Genomic DNA, 14,975 nt, shown 5'->3' on the forward strand with positions numbered 1-14,975 from the left:
AAGGTAAAAATGACCAAAAAACCGCGACATTACAAGGGTTCTAAGGGAGCCTCGTTATAATATCGCGGGGATTCAGGATGGATAGGGCAGGCTATTTTTTTCTCGATTAACCATTAATATAATCCTCAATTTTCTAAATAAATAAAAATAATACATATGTAGACTTATTTCGATTAAATTCTCGAGTTACAATTTAATCATTGAAGCGAACAACTTCAAATGAAAGATTGCACCCATATATGACAATATTTCGAGTGATAATAATCGATTCGATAATATTGTTCATATAAAAACTGATAGGAAGGAGGTAGATTCTAATGGCTGACAATCAATTTGACTTGGATATACAGGTGAACAAGTCTCAAGGTTCTATTACACCCCAAGTAACAAGTGTTGTTGACTGCAGTTGGGGATGTGGCGATGGTGAAACGAAGAATACTTGCGTTGATACTTGCGGTCGTTGCTTTACCAACATTGGCGCTCTATGCTAATAATGACAAGTTGTATTCATAATTATTTGTAAAATTTGTTATACGATTGATTTGTTGGGAGGGGGGACTTATTTAGTCCCTCTTTTCACATTAGGAACAACAGCTGAGAACGGAGGGGCCAAATGCCAACGGAGACTAGTATTTATCGAGCTATGGACTTTTTTATGGTTCGCGCGCCTATCTTGCCTTTCGACTTATTTTCTAAATATTTTCTGACCGAAGGTGAAGAACCGCTAACGTTGAAGAGAACCTCATTAGCCTATCTTATAGAATTGTCCGAAAATAGAATCATTCGTGAAGCGATCGCGGCGGCAAGTCCAAACTTGCTTGAGTCACTCGTTCACCTCGGTAACGAAGATAATTTACGCAAACGCGGGCAAGTGGTAAAAGGATTTATGCGTTATTTATTAAGAATGATGACTCGACCGACACCATTTGGTTTGTTTTCGGGAGTCACGTATGGGAAATTCGGAGAACGGTCTCGGCTTAATTTAAACGGAATCGATACTTACATTAAACATGCAAGGCCTGATATGGAATGGTTATTAAAAATTATAGGAAGCCTAGAGAATAAACGTGAGGTTGTATGCCAACTTAAGATTCAGCGCAATACCTTAATATATCGTCAGGGGAATAGAGCGAAGCTTCCTTATACTACAAGATATGGAGGACTGGGCGAGGGGGGGAACGAAAGCGTATCTGTTCGTGCATCGGCTGTATTTGACTGTGTGATGGATGCTTGCACAAATCCGATCTCTTATTCAAAACTAATCTCTTGGATTCGGGAGCGTTTCAAAAAAGCCGAAATAGAGACAATTGAACATTATGTTTGGCAGCTTTTTGAACAAGAATTTTTAATTTCGGAGTTAAGACCTCCAACGACGACAACAGATCCATTGGGACATGTGATGTCTGTGTTAGAATCGATAACAGGAATGGAGGATTTGAAGGATAAGCTTCATCGGATTCGAGAGGACATTTTTAAGTATAACTTACTTCCTGTAGGTCAGGGTGAAGAAATGCTGTCGCAATTGCGCAAAGCCATGAATGAGATTATGAATGTGAAGTCTCCATTACAAATTGACTTGTCTTTAGAAGACCGGTCGATTACTTTGACTGATCGAATTCGTAAAGATGTGGAGAAAGCGGCACAATTGCTTTGCCGAACTTCATCACGAAGGAACAGGCACCTAGAAGAATACTGTAATGAGTTTTTGGAAAATTATGGACCATACCGTGAAGTTCCAATCCTCGAATTGCTTGATGAAGAAACGGGTTTAGGGGCTCCCGCTACATATAGTAACCCTCAGAGCCATCGACGCCGGTTAACGAGTACAGTGGCAAAACAGGAACAGCTCCTTTTACAATGGTTCGTATCCTGCCTGCATAGAGGCGAACAAGAAGTTATGCTCACGGATGAAATGGTCGAACAACTCATGGATGATAACAAATCTCAGGAATTAATCCCCCTACCGTCTATGGAATTATACTTTCAACTGGTTGCACACAATCATCAGAAGCTCGACGATGGAGAATACACTTTGGTTTTAAGTCCTAATCCTGGCTCTGACGGAGCAGGCAGGACATTTGGGCGCTTTATTGACTTGTTCGGTGACCGCTTTAAAGAGACGTTTAACATAATTCATCAGGAAGAACAACGCTTATCCCCTAGTAAGCTATTCGCTGAGATTTCGTATCTTCCAAGTGTAGGGAGGTCTACTAATGTTGTGCTCACGGAAAATTTTCGTAAGTATGAAATAGCTATTGGTACGAATCATACTATGCCAGCCGGACAACAAATTCATGTCTCTGATCTTGTGGTTGGTGTACGACATAATCGATTTTACCTGAAGTCACGAAAACATAATCGAGAAGTGGTTCCTACAGCCGGACATATGTTGAATTACCGAAATGCCCCAAATGTCTATCGCTTTTTAATGGAAGTTAGTCAAGAAGGGTACAGACCATGGTCGGTAATAGAATGGGGGTCGCTGGCCCAATCTCCCTTTACGCCGCGTTTGCGGTATGAAAAGATTATACTTTGCCCGGCGACATGGAGAATTCAAATCTCTCAAATAACGACTGGGAAAGAAAACGTCGAGAATCTGGGACTCGTCGTTCAACAATTTCGGGAGGAGTGGAAGGTACCCCGTTTTGTGTATATGATTCAGTTCGATAATCGAATCTTGCTTGACCTTGATCATCCACTGCACGTAGAAGAGATATGCAAAGATTTAAAATCAAACGCTAAAGTAACGTTAATCGAACATATAGGAGGATTTGAGGGATTACCTATTCATCGAAGCGATGGCCGGGTGGTTGCGGAATTCGTGTTTCCGCTCGTGCGCGGGAGCGGACAGACATGCTCATTAGAAGAAATCGCCGCAACGAGCGAAATAGATACGAAGCCGCTCGTAGAAGAAATCCGGCATATACATTTACCGGGCGGGCCTTGGTTTTATGCCAAGTTATATGGTCTGGGTACCCGTCAAGACGAATTTATTGGGCGTTATTGGGAAGGGTTTGTTCGAGAATGTCGGGAGGAGGGGGTTGTCGATCAGGCGTATTTTATTCGCTATTCCGATCCGAATCGTCACATTAGAGCTCGCTTCAAAATATCAAAAGAAGAAGCACAGTTTGTACGTATCTTTCACAATTGGACAAAAACATTACTACAGGAGGGAGTGATCTCAAAGGTCATTATAGATACGTATGAACCGGAAATTGAACGGTATGGCGGACCGGAACTGATGTTCTTGGCCGAGCGGCTGTTCGCTGCCGATAGCGAAGTAACCTCCAATCTTGTTCGTTTGATTCGATTCCAACAGATTCAACTTAGCAAGGAAAACGTAGCTGTTCTAAGTGTGATTTATTTATTGTACCAATTTGGCAACAAGGAGCAGGAGGTTTACGAACTTCTTAATGAAAAATTCTATGTGAAGGATTATCTGGATGATTTTCGTCAAGAGCGTCGGTTGTTTATGCAGATGTTAGGCGGAGAAAATGGAGTAAAGCCGTCTCATCTAGAGGGAGATGTGGTTTATCGAATTGTTAAGACAAGAGAAGCAGCGGTGAGGTGTTACTGGGAAACGCTGCTGGATCAAGAGAAGAAGGGCGTCCTTACGAACACAAAAGACGACATATTATTCAGTATAATTCATATGCATCTGAATCGGTTCCTTGGAACGGATCGGGATCAGGAGCGCAAGGTAATGATTATGGCTCGCCATGCCATGAATAGCTTGGTGCAGTACCGGAGGACATTCCAATGACGAACGGTCAGGAGGGTGTGCACCATGAATTGCGTTCTGTGCTGCGGTCTGTTCTGCACGGATTGCAGCTATTCCAACTGATATTCCGGATGAATAAGAGGTACACGCTTACAAGCGTCCTCTTGTACATAATTCAAGGTATTATGCCTGTGGCCACCTTAATCGTTACGCAAAATCTACTAAACGGCGTTTCAATGGCATGGAAACAAGGAGAAGCTTGGCTAATAACCCAATTTGCATTATTTATACTTGTATTCGTGATGAAAAATGTCATTAGCGCTGTACAAAGCTATGTGGATGGAATTCTTCAGACATTGCTATCGAATACGCTAAATATTATGGTTTGTGAAAAATCGACTACATTGGGTCTGGCGGATTATGAAAATTCGGAGGTAAACGACCAGTTAAAGAGAGCGAATCAGGAATCGTCATACCGACCCTATCAACTATATACGCAAATGGCGGGAATCGCTTCTAGTCTCATTACAATGCTTTCCTCCGCTGTTTTACTAATCTTATGGAAATGGTGGGTTGTACTTGTTATTTTTATTATTTCTACTATTTCATTCTATTCTCTATTAAAACTTAATCGCGAACAGTTTCGCATTTATATGGATCGCACTCCTCTAAATCGACAAACGTGGTATATGACCTATTTGTTGACGAATGATAGCGCTTTTAAGGAAGTGAAGCTTTTTCAACTCGGCCCTTATTTGCTGAATCGTTATCGCGACTTTTTAACAAGTTTTTTGCTTGTGGATCGGCGAATATTGATGAAATATACCCGGATTAAATTACTTTACGATATGTTGGAAATTGCATTATTATTCTGGTTGATTTGGCTTGTGATCCAAGAAGCTTTCCATAAAGAAATCTTGATCGGAAGTTTGTACGGCTACATTCAGGCAATTACGCTATCGCAGAGCCAGATGCAGGCGATGATCCATGGCATGATAAAATTTTCCCAAAGCAATCTTTATATGGAGCAGTTGCTTCAATTTTTAAAAGTGCCAACATCAGATCCTGTCCAGCGGCAGAAACAGTTGCTTACTCCCCCTAAAGTATCGTGTGATGAGAGTTTTCGAATTGAGCAAATTTCTTTTGAAGGAGTTTCTTTTCGTTATTCGGGACAATCCCGCGACACGATTCGAAATCTTCATTTTACTTTGGCTAAAGGCCAAACGATTGCCATTGTAGGTAAGAATGGATCAGGAAAATCGACATTGGTAAAGCTTCTGATGCAGCTTTACGCAGATTACCAAGGTGTCATTAAGGTAAATGGACATAATATCCTCGATTATGATCTACAACAAATTCAAGAGCGTATAGGCATTGTTTTTCAAGACTTTGTACATTATGAAATGTCAGTACGTCATAATATAGGCTTTGGATCCATGGATAAGCTAGAGCAAGATGAGCAGCTACTGGACGCGGCTAAGTGTGCGGCCATTGATCAAACGATCAAGCAACTGCCTTATGGTTTGGACACGCAGTTGGGAAGATGGTTTGAAGAGGGTTTTCAACTTTCGGGAGGGCAGTGGCAGCGTATTGCGATTGCTCGAGCTTTTTTTCGAAGTGCGGATGTATATATTTTGGATGAACCGACTTCCTTTTTGGACCCGCTGGCAGAGCAGGATTTGCTGCAGTTGTTCCAAGATTTAATGAAAGAACGGATGGCGATATTCATCACCCATCGCATCTCATCGGCACGACTCGCGGATAAGATTCTTGTGATGGATAATGGCCAGATCGTTGAACAAGGAACACATGCAGAACTTATCAAATTGGACGGCATATATTCCCAAATGTACCGTGTACAGGCGAGTTCGTTCACAGATGAAGGAGTTGGAGTCGAGTACGCAGGAGGAGGCCGAAAATGATAAAAGAGAGAACGTTAGCCACAGCTTGGAGACCGTTAAATGGACCGGTAGAAGAAAGAGTTGCGCATGTGTTGGGATGCATTGCCAAGCGTTACAAGGATCCGGAAAAGGTACAATTCATGATGCGGCAGGTTCCGCAGCGAGAGATCGAAGGGATGAAGATTGATGCTTGGTCAGATCTGACTCTCGCGAATGGTTTTACCGGGATTTGTCTATTGCTGGGACAAATGGATCGTTTGTTCCCGGATGAAGGCTGGGATAGGATTGGGCATCATTATTTGCAGCAAATCCAAAGTTCTCTCGAACAGCAAAATATTCACAGTTTATCGCTTTATAGCGGACTTGCAGGTGTATTAGTAGGTGTACGAGCTTTATCAAGAGGGGGAACCCGTTATCTAGGGATGTTGGATACCCTAGCGTCATGGTTCGAAGAATTGGTGCTACAGAAAGTCCAAATCTGTAAAGAACAATGGGTAGTGGGTCGACTTCGAATGGATCAATATGACACGATTCAAGGATTTGCCGGAATCGGTCGTGTTGTGATGTTATTCCCCGAACGACCGCGAATGAAGATGATTTGGGAACAAATTATTGAGTTGTTTGATATTTTTTGTGACGAAAAAAGCTATAACGGATACATAATACCAGCATGGCATATAAGTTCGGAGGATCAATTTTTGGAACAAGAGAAGGTTCAATATCCCCATGGAAACTTTAATTTGGGGTTGTCTCATGGCATAACGGGACCGTTATCGTTTATGAGTTTATCGGAAATAAATGGATGGACTACAGATAGTATCGAAGCAAATATTCGGAAACTGGCGGAATGGGTAAATAAATGGAAAATGAGGGGCTCTACAGGAACCATTTGGCCCGGAAGAGTTTCTTTTGAAGAACTGCTACATGATGAAATACAGTCTGACAGTATCAGAGGACATAGAGATTCTTGGTGTTATGGTGCGCCTGGGATTGCAAGATCACTTTGGCTTGCAGGACATGCCGTACAGAATGAAGAGTGGATTGCATCAGGTTTGAACGCATATTTGGAGATTGAACAGCGAATTGAGACGAAAGGAGGTTTAACATCTGCCACGCTGTGTCACGGATTAAGCGGTCTATTGCATCTTATTCAACGAATGTATTCGGACACTGGTCATCCAGGATTGAGCGCTATGCGTGATCGCTTTGTCGTTGATTTGTTGGATATGTATAATCCGGATTCATTATTTGGTTATTATGATCAAAAGGGGAAAGACGGAGAAGTAGATGAAGCAGGATTTCTAACGGGTAGTGCAGGGGTGGCCTTGGTACTGGCTTCTTTGATTTCAAAAAAGAGCCCGGATTGGGATTTTGTATTATTGGTTCATTAATTAATGGTTGCCTGCCAATGTTCCATTTGTATAAGAATATTTGCTTAAACTCCAACCCGCAAGCATTGCGGGTTTTCCTGTTCATATTTTGAACTATTATATTGGAGTTTCTGAGAATTTAACTTAGCCAAATTATTGTTTGAATATGAAATATCTGTTATGATTGGGACGAAACATTTTATTGTAAATAAAAGTAAAATTGGTGTAGCTGTGCTCCTATATTACCTATCAATAAAGTTCATCGTAAGGCGAGGTTGATGAACACGTATACGATTCTTATTGTCGAAGACGACGCTAAAATCTCCGACTTACTTTGCTCCTATATAAATAAGTACGGTTTCACCGCAAAGGAAGTCGATAACTTCAATGATGTTCTGGATAGTTTTAGAAAGTCAAACGCTCATCTGGTTCTGCTTGATATCAACCTTCCTAAATATGACGGTTATTACTGGTGCCGGCAAATTCGTTCACATTCCCACTGTCCGATTCTGTTTATTTCTGCCCGGGATAGTCAAATGGATCAAGTTATGGCGCTTGAAAACGGGGCAGACGATTATATTACCAAACCATTTCATTATGAGGTGGTCATGGCCAAAATCCGCAGCCATTTAAGAAGGGCCTATGGTTCATACTCGTTTGGACAAGGAGAAAGGAAAGTCAAGGCAGGCAATCTTGTTTTGTTTCCAGAACGCTTTGTTGTCATGCTTGGTGAGGGCATAACAGAACTGACACAAAAAGAAGCGGTGTTATTGGAAACTCTGATGACTAAAGCCGGACGTGTCGTCAGCAGGGATCGGCTGCTTGATCTGATGTGGGAAGATCATCATTTTATCGATGAAAATACATTGAATGTGTATATTACGCGCGTTCGTAAAAAATTAAAAGAACTTGGGGCGGAAGAGGCGGTAGAAACAATTCGGGGCGTAGGCTACAGACTAAATTCCGGAACAGGAGCATCCTCCATATGAGACTTTTTTGGAAGGACCATATTCCGCTACTGCTATTTTATCTTGTCCAAATCATATTGGTTCCGCTTTTGTATTGGCTTACGGGAGAAGATCGTCCTTTTTCGATCGTTGTTTACGGAGCACTACTTAGTTCCACCGTTTTGGCGGTCTATTTGAGCTATCGCTATTTTAGCCTAAGGAGGTTTTACACCCAGCTAAATAATCCCCTCGAATGGGGAAGAGAGACTATACAGTCGATGGGCGAATCCCCGCTTCCGGACGCCGTTAATCGATTATTCAGCCATTGCGATCAATACTATCAAGAAGAAATGCACCGCTACAGGAGCAGTATGGAGCAGCATGTCATTTTCATTAATCGTTGGGTACATCAAATGAAGACACCGATTTCCGTCATTCAGCTTACAGTACAGGACCTCGAAGATACGGCGGCAGATGGAATTATGGAAGAGCTGGACAAATTGCGAAAAGGACTTGAGATGGTCATTTATACATCACGCCTAGAGCGTTTCGAACAAGATTTTATTGTGGAGAACGTATCGCTTCAGAAAGTCGTCAATCAAGCTGTTGCTGAAAATCGTCGATTATTTATACGTAAGGGTGTTACTCCTAATATCCAACTAATTGAGAATTGGCCGGTATATAGTGACCGGAAATGGCTGCAATTTATGGTAGGGCAAATTCTCATCAACGCAGTTAATTATACGGAGGGCTCCGGAAAAAACGTATATATCCATGCTTACCAGCAGGGTGATAGTATAATTTTGGAAATTCGTGATGAGGGAATCGGTATTACCAAAGAAGATCTCAAACGAGTGTTTAACCCGTATTACACGGGTGAACGAGGCCGCCAGTATCATGAGTCTACCGGGATGGGATTATACCTTGTACGGGAAATTTGCAATCGGCTTGGTCATAGGGTTGAGTTAGATTCGGGACCTAGGATGGGAACTACCGTTAGGTTAGAGTTTAGTTATAAACGAGTGCTCACTTAAAGGAAATCGAATTATTCCCAAAGAAGCAATCCGTGTATAGATCACTTGGATCGCTTCTTTGTATTTTCCTTTTGCATGATCGATTAGCCATTAAAATTTACCGAACATAACCTTAAATGCTATGTAAGACAAAGTTAAGGTAAATCTATAGCAGCGCGGTCACCTATACAGTACAGTTAGAAGAGAAGAGCGCAATTGAGGAGCGAGTGGGATGAACATTCTTCACGTAAAGGGACTTAACAAAATATATACGGGCAAGGTGGCTACACATGCTTTATGCGATATTGACCTGACTATTGATGAAGGTGAGTTTGTAGGTATTATGGGGCCTTCGGGTAGTGGTAAAACGACATTGCTTAATGTGATTTCTACTATTGACGCACCGAACTCGGGCATGGTCAGAATTAATAACAGCGATCCTTATAAATTAAGCAAAAAGGATTTGGCGATATTCCGAAGAAGACAGCTCGGATTTGTATTTCAAGACTTTAATTTGTTGGATACGTTAACTGTAGCGGAAAACATCGTGCTCCCATTAACGCTTGACAATAAGCCGCTTGCAGAGATGGATGCAAAGCTGAAGCAAGTTACGGCGCTGTTGGAAATAAGCGATATTTTGCATAAACGCACTTATGAAATATCCGGTGGTCAACGCCAAAGGACCGCTATTGCTCGAGCAATTATTACCTCACCTGTTCTTCTTCTCGCAGATGAGCCAACAGGCGCACTTGATTCGAAATCCTCGCGCGTGGTGATGGAATCCTTTGCTGCCGCTAACCAGCAGAAGGGGACCACTGTTATGCTAGTTACTCACGACCCGCTGGCGGCCAGTTATTGCCAAAGAATTATTTTTATTAAGGATGGACGTTTGGCAGCTGAAATCCGTCGTGGAGAAAACAGACAAACCTTTTTTCAAAAAATTATCGACACCCTTTCGTTTTGGGGAGGTCATTCGGGTGAGCTTTCGTCAATTCGCATTCAATAATGTCAAACGGAACTCACGTGCATACTTTGCCTATTTTATTAGCAGTGCCTTTATGGTCATGATTTTTTTTACGTACGCTGTGTTTATTTACCACCCCAGAATGGAACAAGTTCCAATAGGGAAACTGGCGCGAGCAGGCATGCAGGCTGCGGAATACGTAATACTTCTATTTGCTTTTTTCTTTATATTTTATTCCATCAGCATGTTTTTAAAAGCTCGTAACATGGAATTGGGAATTTTGTTTATTATAGGTGCTACACCTGCTCAGGTTAATCGGTTAATTTTTTTTGAGAATATGTTAATTGGGTTTGCTTCTATTCTCACCGGCATTGCTGGAGGGTTGCTCTTATCTAAACTGTTCTTGCTTTTCAGTACGAAGATGACTGAGATGAAAGAACTACCCTTTTACTGGCCTGCCAAGGCGTTGCTGTTTACGGTCGTTTCTTTTTCCGCATTATTCATTTGTATTTCTTTGTTTACTCTTGCCTTTGTTCAAAAAATCAAAGTATTTGAACTGCTTCAAGGGAACAAAATTCCTAAAAAAGAACCTCGTGCATCAATCTTCATGACTTTCACAGGAACGGTAATGCTTGCTGTTGGCCTAATTTCTCTTCGTATGGAGACGTTGACGCCGAACAAAATCTTTGTTGCGGCTGCAACAGGAGTTGCAGGTACCTATCTGTTTTATTCCCAGCTTTCCGTTTATATGGTTCGTCTCTTAAAACGAAATCGTAAGATTTTATGGCGAGGCACTAACCTACTTTGGATATCTGAGATAGCTTATAAAATAAAAGACAACGCCCGAATTCTTTTTATGATTACGGTCGTGACCTCTATTGCCTGTATGAGTTCGAGCCTTGTGTTATCCATGGCCCAAGCGAATCATCAGAGTTACATAAACAATCCTTTTGCATTGAATTATTATAGTCTTCAAAACGAATATTCCGAAGGGGACTTAAAGGAAATCAACAGGCATTTGAACGCGGCAGGTGTCACTTACAATCAAATCAAGGTTACAACTCAGAGAATTAAAGTGAAAACAAGCGTTCACTCTGTGGATCAAAACAAAGATTCAATCGTTGAAGTGATAGCCGCAAGTAATATCAACGAACTTTCAGCGTTTATGAATATCCTTCCAAACAAAAGATTGGACAATGAAGGCTCTTTCCTGATCTACAACTCAACCGGCTCCGCTCTCGCTGATAAAAGACCACCTTATGCGATCACGCTTGAGTCCGGACAAACATTGTCCATTAACGATATTTATAAGAACGAAGCGATCGCATCACTTGGTTTTAGAGATACGAATCTCTTGGTAGTGAGCCGTGACGAGTATGAAGAACTAAAGGACAAAAGGAGGGAAAGTATAATTTATGTTTATTATGTTCCTGAATGGAATGATCAATCTCCAAAATCGGAAAGCCCGGAGGCTCTAATTAGCATCGACCTGGAAAAATGGTTCCAAGAAAGGATTGGGCAGCATCAAACGGCCAATTTTTTTTCTACGCGAATGGGAAGTTATTTAAACGCAGAACGGGGAACATCTTTATTTAACTTTATCGGTATTTTTATTGCATTAATCTTTTCCATATCATCAGCAAGCTTTTTATATTTCAAACTTCATACGGAGCTTTTGGCGGATAGTAAAATGGTTCGCACTCTATCGAAGATTGGGCTTAGCACTGCAGAGATGAAGACTTCGGCAACATTGCAAATAGGGTTGTTGTTCTTTGTCCCAATTGTGATATCTACCATACAGACATTGGTTGTATTAAGGCCTATTCTCGAAACCATGTATATCAACACGCTATACACACCTGTCTTGATTGCGTCCTCTTTGTTTCTGGGAGTACAAAGTGTTTTTTTCTTGATTGTTCGCTCACGTTACCTACGGCGACTAGATAAAGTGATGGTTTAAATCGCTCAATAACAATGAATTGGAGGAAATCATTATGTCTAACATTATTATGGAAGTCGATAAAATAACAAAAAGAATTGGCAAGCGAGATATTATTTTTGAAACATCATTTACACTTGAAAAAGGGAAAATTTATGGCTTCATTGGACCTAATGGGGCAGGGAAAACGACAATGATGCGAATGATGACTGGTTTGATCCGGCCCACAAACGGTCATATCCGCATCGATTCGTTTGATGTGCAATCCGAGCGCGAACGGGCGTTGTCTAAAGTGGGCGCAATTATTGAATCGCCTGTCTTCTTTGAATATATGACAGGTAGGCAAGTATTGCGCAATTTATCGCGGCTGCACTCGCAAATTTCTTCTTCACAGAGAGAAGCGCATATCGAACAATTGTTGCAAGCTGTAGGTCTTCAAAAAAGAGGTGATGACCGAGTAAAGACCTACTCTCTTGGTATGAAACAAAGACTTGGAATAGCACAGTCCATGCTTGGAGACCCGGAAATTTTATTGCTTGACGAACCTTCGAATGGGTTGGATCCCATCGGGATGCGAGAGTTACGCGATATTATTTTTCGCTTGCGCAATTCAGCAAATTATGCTTTTTTCATTTCAAGCCATTTGCTTGATGAGCTACAAAAAATGTGCGATGAGTTAATCATTATTCGAGAGGGGACCATTATCTGGATGGGTCCTACTCAAAATTTAGTTCAGGACGGACAGCGCCTGGAGGATGCTTTTATGGAGTTAATGCACGCATGAGAACATTAATCGTTTGTGAAGTTGAAAAATTAGTTAGGCGTAAATGGATATGGGTTATTTTTCTAAGTGCACCTTTTCTTGCTTACACTGCGGGAAGTTATTTTTTGTGGCTAAATCCGCCGGATAGTTCTTCATCTGTATCGCCTAGCCTGTTTCCTATGTTTGGGCTCCGCCAAAATTTGTACTTCATATGCAATATAGTCGTCGCTGTGCTTGTTGCTGCAGTATATACGGAAGAATTTCGAGGTGGGCAGTTGCGTTTTCTGTTCTTACGTCGGTATGCACGGGGACAGATCTTTTTTTGCAAACTGTTCGTGATTCAGCTCTGCATTTTAATGCTGCTGCTTGCCTTTGGAATTTCCTTAGTGGCCATTGGAATCGTACGACTCCCGTTGGAACTCCCGTCGCTTCGCTCAGCATTGGGCTATACAGTTGAATATTATATACTTGCCTATGCTTCATTAGTTGGAATTAGCTGTGTTTTCTCGTTTATAGCTATGTATAGCAAGAATGTTACTTATGCAATCGGTATTAGCTTAGCTTATGTGCTAGTCTCTCTATTATTTGATGGCTTGTACTTGAAATTAGCTGCTTTATTTTCATATTTTCCATATCTACGTGATTTAATCTCCTATGTATTGGTTCCATATATGCAGCACACGGGTTTGCATACCGCGTTATCGGGAAGTGAATCTGCACTTTGGGCAATAGCAACAGTATTGATCGTGAATTCTTTTGTTTTCACTTGGCTTGCCTATCGTCGTTTTGTTGCTGATGATTACATGAATTAGGAGGAGTCCATATGTTCGGATTGTGGATTAGTGAGATGGAGCGAATCTGGAGAAGGAAACTCATTATCATATACTGTATCTTCTTACTTCTTGTAATAGCTAACATATGGAGTTTGAAGATTCGGGGCTGGGGGGAATTTCGCTTCGGTGAAGGGAAAATACCGATGAATGATTTAAATATGCCGTGGTTTATGATGAGTGATGTATCCTTGTTGCTCGTTGCGGTAATACTGCCGATCATCTTTGTCGATCAATTAAGCGGGGAAATCTATTCAGGAGCTTATCGACTATACCTGCTCAGGCCGTTTCGTCGGTTTCAATTTTGGGGTGCCAAGCTTTTAGCTCTCGCGGCGACGACGACAATATTTATTAGTGCTACGTACTTTGTTGCGATCCTAAGTGCTTGGCTATTCTTTCCGCATAGCGATACGCTTGTTATGTATGGATCTACGGCTCCCGTAGGCTCGGGAGAAGCTGCATTGTATACGATAAAATTTTATTTGCTTTTTGTACTAACTTGTATAGCCAAGCTTATGCTGAGTAGTGTAGTGTGTTTATTTGTCTCGAGACCGCTTATTGCTTTCTTTGTTCTGTTTATCAGTTCCATCGTACTATACCAATTCGCTAAAGAGCTTGTCATATTATTTGATCCTTTCCAGCAAATTCTTCTGGCGATTAGCGCGGAAGGGGCTTTGAAATTTTGGATTTACTTATTCGGATCCATGATTGCCTTTACAATAATCAGTTTTCTGCGTTGGGAGCGAAAGGTTGTTTAAACTCGCGCCCCGCAGGCAAGCGGGGCATATTTATGTTATTTTATTTGATTGTAATTTCAATATTACGCTTGATACCTAACAAAAGTAAAAGCAGCGATGTTTTGGAGTGCACTCCCATTTTGGTGTGTATTCTGTTAATGTACGTTCTGACCGTATTTTCCGACAGATGAGTTTGTTTGGCAATTTGTTTATAATCATAATCTAATACCCAGTAAAACGTAATTTCTTTCTCACGTGAAGTTAAATCTATTAATTATTTTTTTTACATCGAAGAATTCTATTAATTCTGTCTGGTTCAATATAAGTCATCTCCTATTGATCTTATTGATCTTGATTTGTGACTGTGTAGCTTTAGTTATCTTGTAAGTTGTATTATACAGTCATTTTTTTGAAAATAATTATAGGATACTTATATTAAAACATTTTTTGAGATAATTATCCATAATATTTTATTAATTCAAAATATAGTAGAAACCAAATTCAATAGTAAGCGGCTTTATGGAAAACGTCTTTTCAACTTATTTACAAATAACAATTTTCCCTTCTTCCCCGAAGTTTGAATTGACTAATAGTCTGTGAATGTGAACTACCTACAACCAATCCTTCAGATGCCTAGGACTAGTAACCGCTTTCAACTTATGCCATAATAACTAGCAAACGATGGTTCGGGGGGCCTGGGGGACGTGGCGAACTATAATGCTCCCATAGGTTGAGACACGGGAGAGTGAAAAATAAGTTATAATGAAGCTATGGAAAAACGGAACCGATA

The 14,975-nt window shown here is 41.0% G+C and carries 12 protein-coding genes; 11 read left to right on the forward strand and 1 reads right to left on the reverse strand.

Translation table 11 applies throughout. The features are described 5' to 3' along the window. The first annotated feature begins 317 nt into the window (after window positions 1–317). The 11 genes from NLX71_RS24840 (at window position 318) to NLX71_RS24890 (ending at window position 14,206) form a co-directional block, all read left to right on the forward strand. Entirely contained in the window at window positions 318–491 is a 174-nt protein-coding gene (locus tag NLX71_RS24840) for an FDLD family class I lanthipeptide (protein WP_174551258.1), read from the forward strand. 122 nt (window positions 492–613) lie between these two features. Further along, entirely contained in the window at window positions 614–3,763 is a 3,150-nt protein-coding gene (locus NLX71_RS24845) for a lantibiotic dehydratase (RefSeq protein WP_254366463.1), read from the forward strand. Next, complete coding sequence (locus tag NLX71_RS24850; protein ID WP_254366464.1) at window positions 3,760–5,643, forward strand: ABC transporter ATP-binding protein; 1,884 nt, start codon at window positions 3,760–3,762, stop codon at window positions 5,641–5,643. The genes NLX71_RS24845 and NLX71_RS24850 overlap by 4 nt, the downstream gene beginning before the upstream one ends. Further along, window positions 5,640–7,013: a lanthionine synthetase C family protein gene (locus tag NLX71_RS24855; RefSeq protein WP_254366465.1), complete on the forward strand. Its 1,374-nt coding sequence runs from the start codon at window positions 5,640–5,642 to the stop codon at window positions 7,011–7,013. Before NLX71_RS24850 ends, NLX71_RS24855 begins: the two co-directional genes overlap by 4 nt. A 257-nt stretch (window positions 7,014–7,270) precedes the next feature. Further along, complete coding sequence (locus NLX71_RS24860) at window positions 7,271–7,981, forward strand: response regulator transcription factor (protein WP_254366466.1); 711 nt, start codon at window positions 7,271–7,273, stop codon at window positions 7,979–7,981. Continuing rightward, the gene (locus tag NLX71_RS24865; RefSeq protein ID WP_254366467.1) at window positions 7,978–8,973 is read left to right on the forward strand and encodes a sensor histidine kinase; all 996 of its coding nucleotides are present in this window, start codon (window positions 7,978–7,980) and stop codon (window positions 8,971–8,973) included. The genes NLX71_RS24860 and NLX71_RS24865 overlap by 4 nt, the downstream gene beginning before the upstream one ends. A gap of 211 nt (window positions 8,974–9,184) precedes the next feature. Beyond that, entirely contained in the window at window positions 9,185–9,958 is a 774-nt protein-coding gene (locus tag NLX71_RS24870) for an ABC transporter ATP-binding protein (protein WP_254366468.1), read from the forward strand. After that, window positions 9,930–11,876 carry an FtsX-like permease family protein gene (locus tag NLX71_RS24875; protein ID WP_254366469.1) on the forward strand — a complete coding sequence of 649 codons (1,947 nt, stop codon included), beginning with the start codon at window positions 9,930–9,932 and terminating at the stop codon, window positions 11,874–11,876. Before NLX71_RS24870 ends, NLX71_RS24875 begins: the two co-directional genes overlap by 29 nt. Before the next feature lie 34 nt (window positions 11,877–11,910). Beyond that, window positions 11,911–12,639, forward strand: coding sequence for an ABC transporter ATP-binding protein (locus tag NLX71_RS24880; RefSeq protein ID WP_090673317.1), 729 nt, complete (start codon window positions 11,911–11,913; stop codon window positions 12,637–12,639). After that, the gene (locus tag NLX71_RS24885) at window positions 12,636–13,430 is read left to right on the forward strand and encodes an ABC transporter permease (protein ID WP_254366470.1); all 795 of its coding nucleotides are present in this window, start codon (window positions 12,636–12,638) and stop codon (window positions 13,428–13,430) included. Before NLX71_RS24880 ends, NLX71_RS24885 begins: the two co-directional genes overlap by 4 nt. Before the next feature lie 11 nt (window positions 13,431–13,441). Further along, window positions 13,442–14,206 (forward strand): ABC transporter permease, encoded by a 765-nt coding sequence (locus NLX71_RS24890; RefSeq protein ID WP_254366471.1) that lies wholly within the window; start codon window positions 13,442–13,444, stop codon window positions 14,204–14,206. Between the two features lie 40 nt (window positions 14,207–14,246). On the opposite strand, the gene NLX71_RS27190 is transcribed toward NLX71_RS24890, so the two are convergent. Then, entirely contained in the window at window positions 14,247–14,456 is a 210-nt protein-coding gene (locus NLX71_RS27190) for a helix-turn-helix transcriptional regulator (RefSeq protein WP_375377963.1), read from the reverse strand. Between the last annotated feature and the right edge of the window lie 519 nt (window positions 14,457–14,975).

The organism is Paenibacillus sp. MZ04-78.2, from assembly GCF_024213375.1.
Lineage (GTDB): Bacteria > Bacillota > Bacilli > Paenibacillales > NBRC-103111 > Paenibacillus_G.

Coding starts and splice junctions, on each gene's coding strand:
- NLX71_RS24860 (WP_254366466.1), top strand. CDS start 7,271: ATGAACACGTATACGATTCTTATTGTCGAAGACGACGCTAAAATCTCC.
- NLX71_RS24885 (WP_254366470.1), top strand. CDS start 12,636: ATGAGAACATTAATCGTTTGTGAAGTTGAAAAATTAGTTAGGCGTAAA.
- NLX71_RS24840 (WP_174551258.1), top strand. CDS start 318: ATGGCTGACAATCAATTTGACTTGGATATACAGGTGAACAAGTCTCAA.
- NLX71_RS24855 (WP_254366465.1), top strand. CDS start 5,640: ATGATAAAAGAGAGAACGTTAGCCACAGCTTGGAGACCGTTAAATGGA.
- NLX71_RS24845 (WP_254366463.1), top strand. CDS start 614: ATGCCAACGGAGACTAGTATTTATCGAGCTATGGACTTTTTTATGGTT.
- NLX71_RS24880 (WP_090673317.1), top strand. CDS start 11,911: ATGTCTAACATTATTATGGAAGTCGATAAAATAACAAAAAGAATTGGC.
- NLX71_RS24890 (WP_254366471.1), top strand. CDS start 13,442: ATGTTCGGATTGTGGATTAGTGAGATGGAGCGAATCTGGAGAAGGAAA.
- NLX71_RS24850 (WP_254366464.1), top strand. CDS start 3,760: ATGACGAACGGTCAGGAGGGTGTGCACCATGAATTGCGTTCTGTGCTG.
- NLX71_RS24870 (WP_254366468.1), top strand. CDS start 9,185: ATGAACATTCTTCACGTAAAGGGACTTAACAAAATATATACGGGCAAG.
- NLX71_RS24865 (WP_254366467.1), top strand. CDS start 7,978: ATGAGACTTTTTTGGAAGGACCATATTCCGCTACTGCTATTTTATCTT.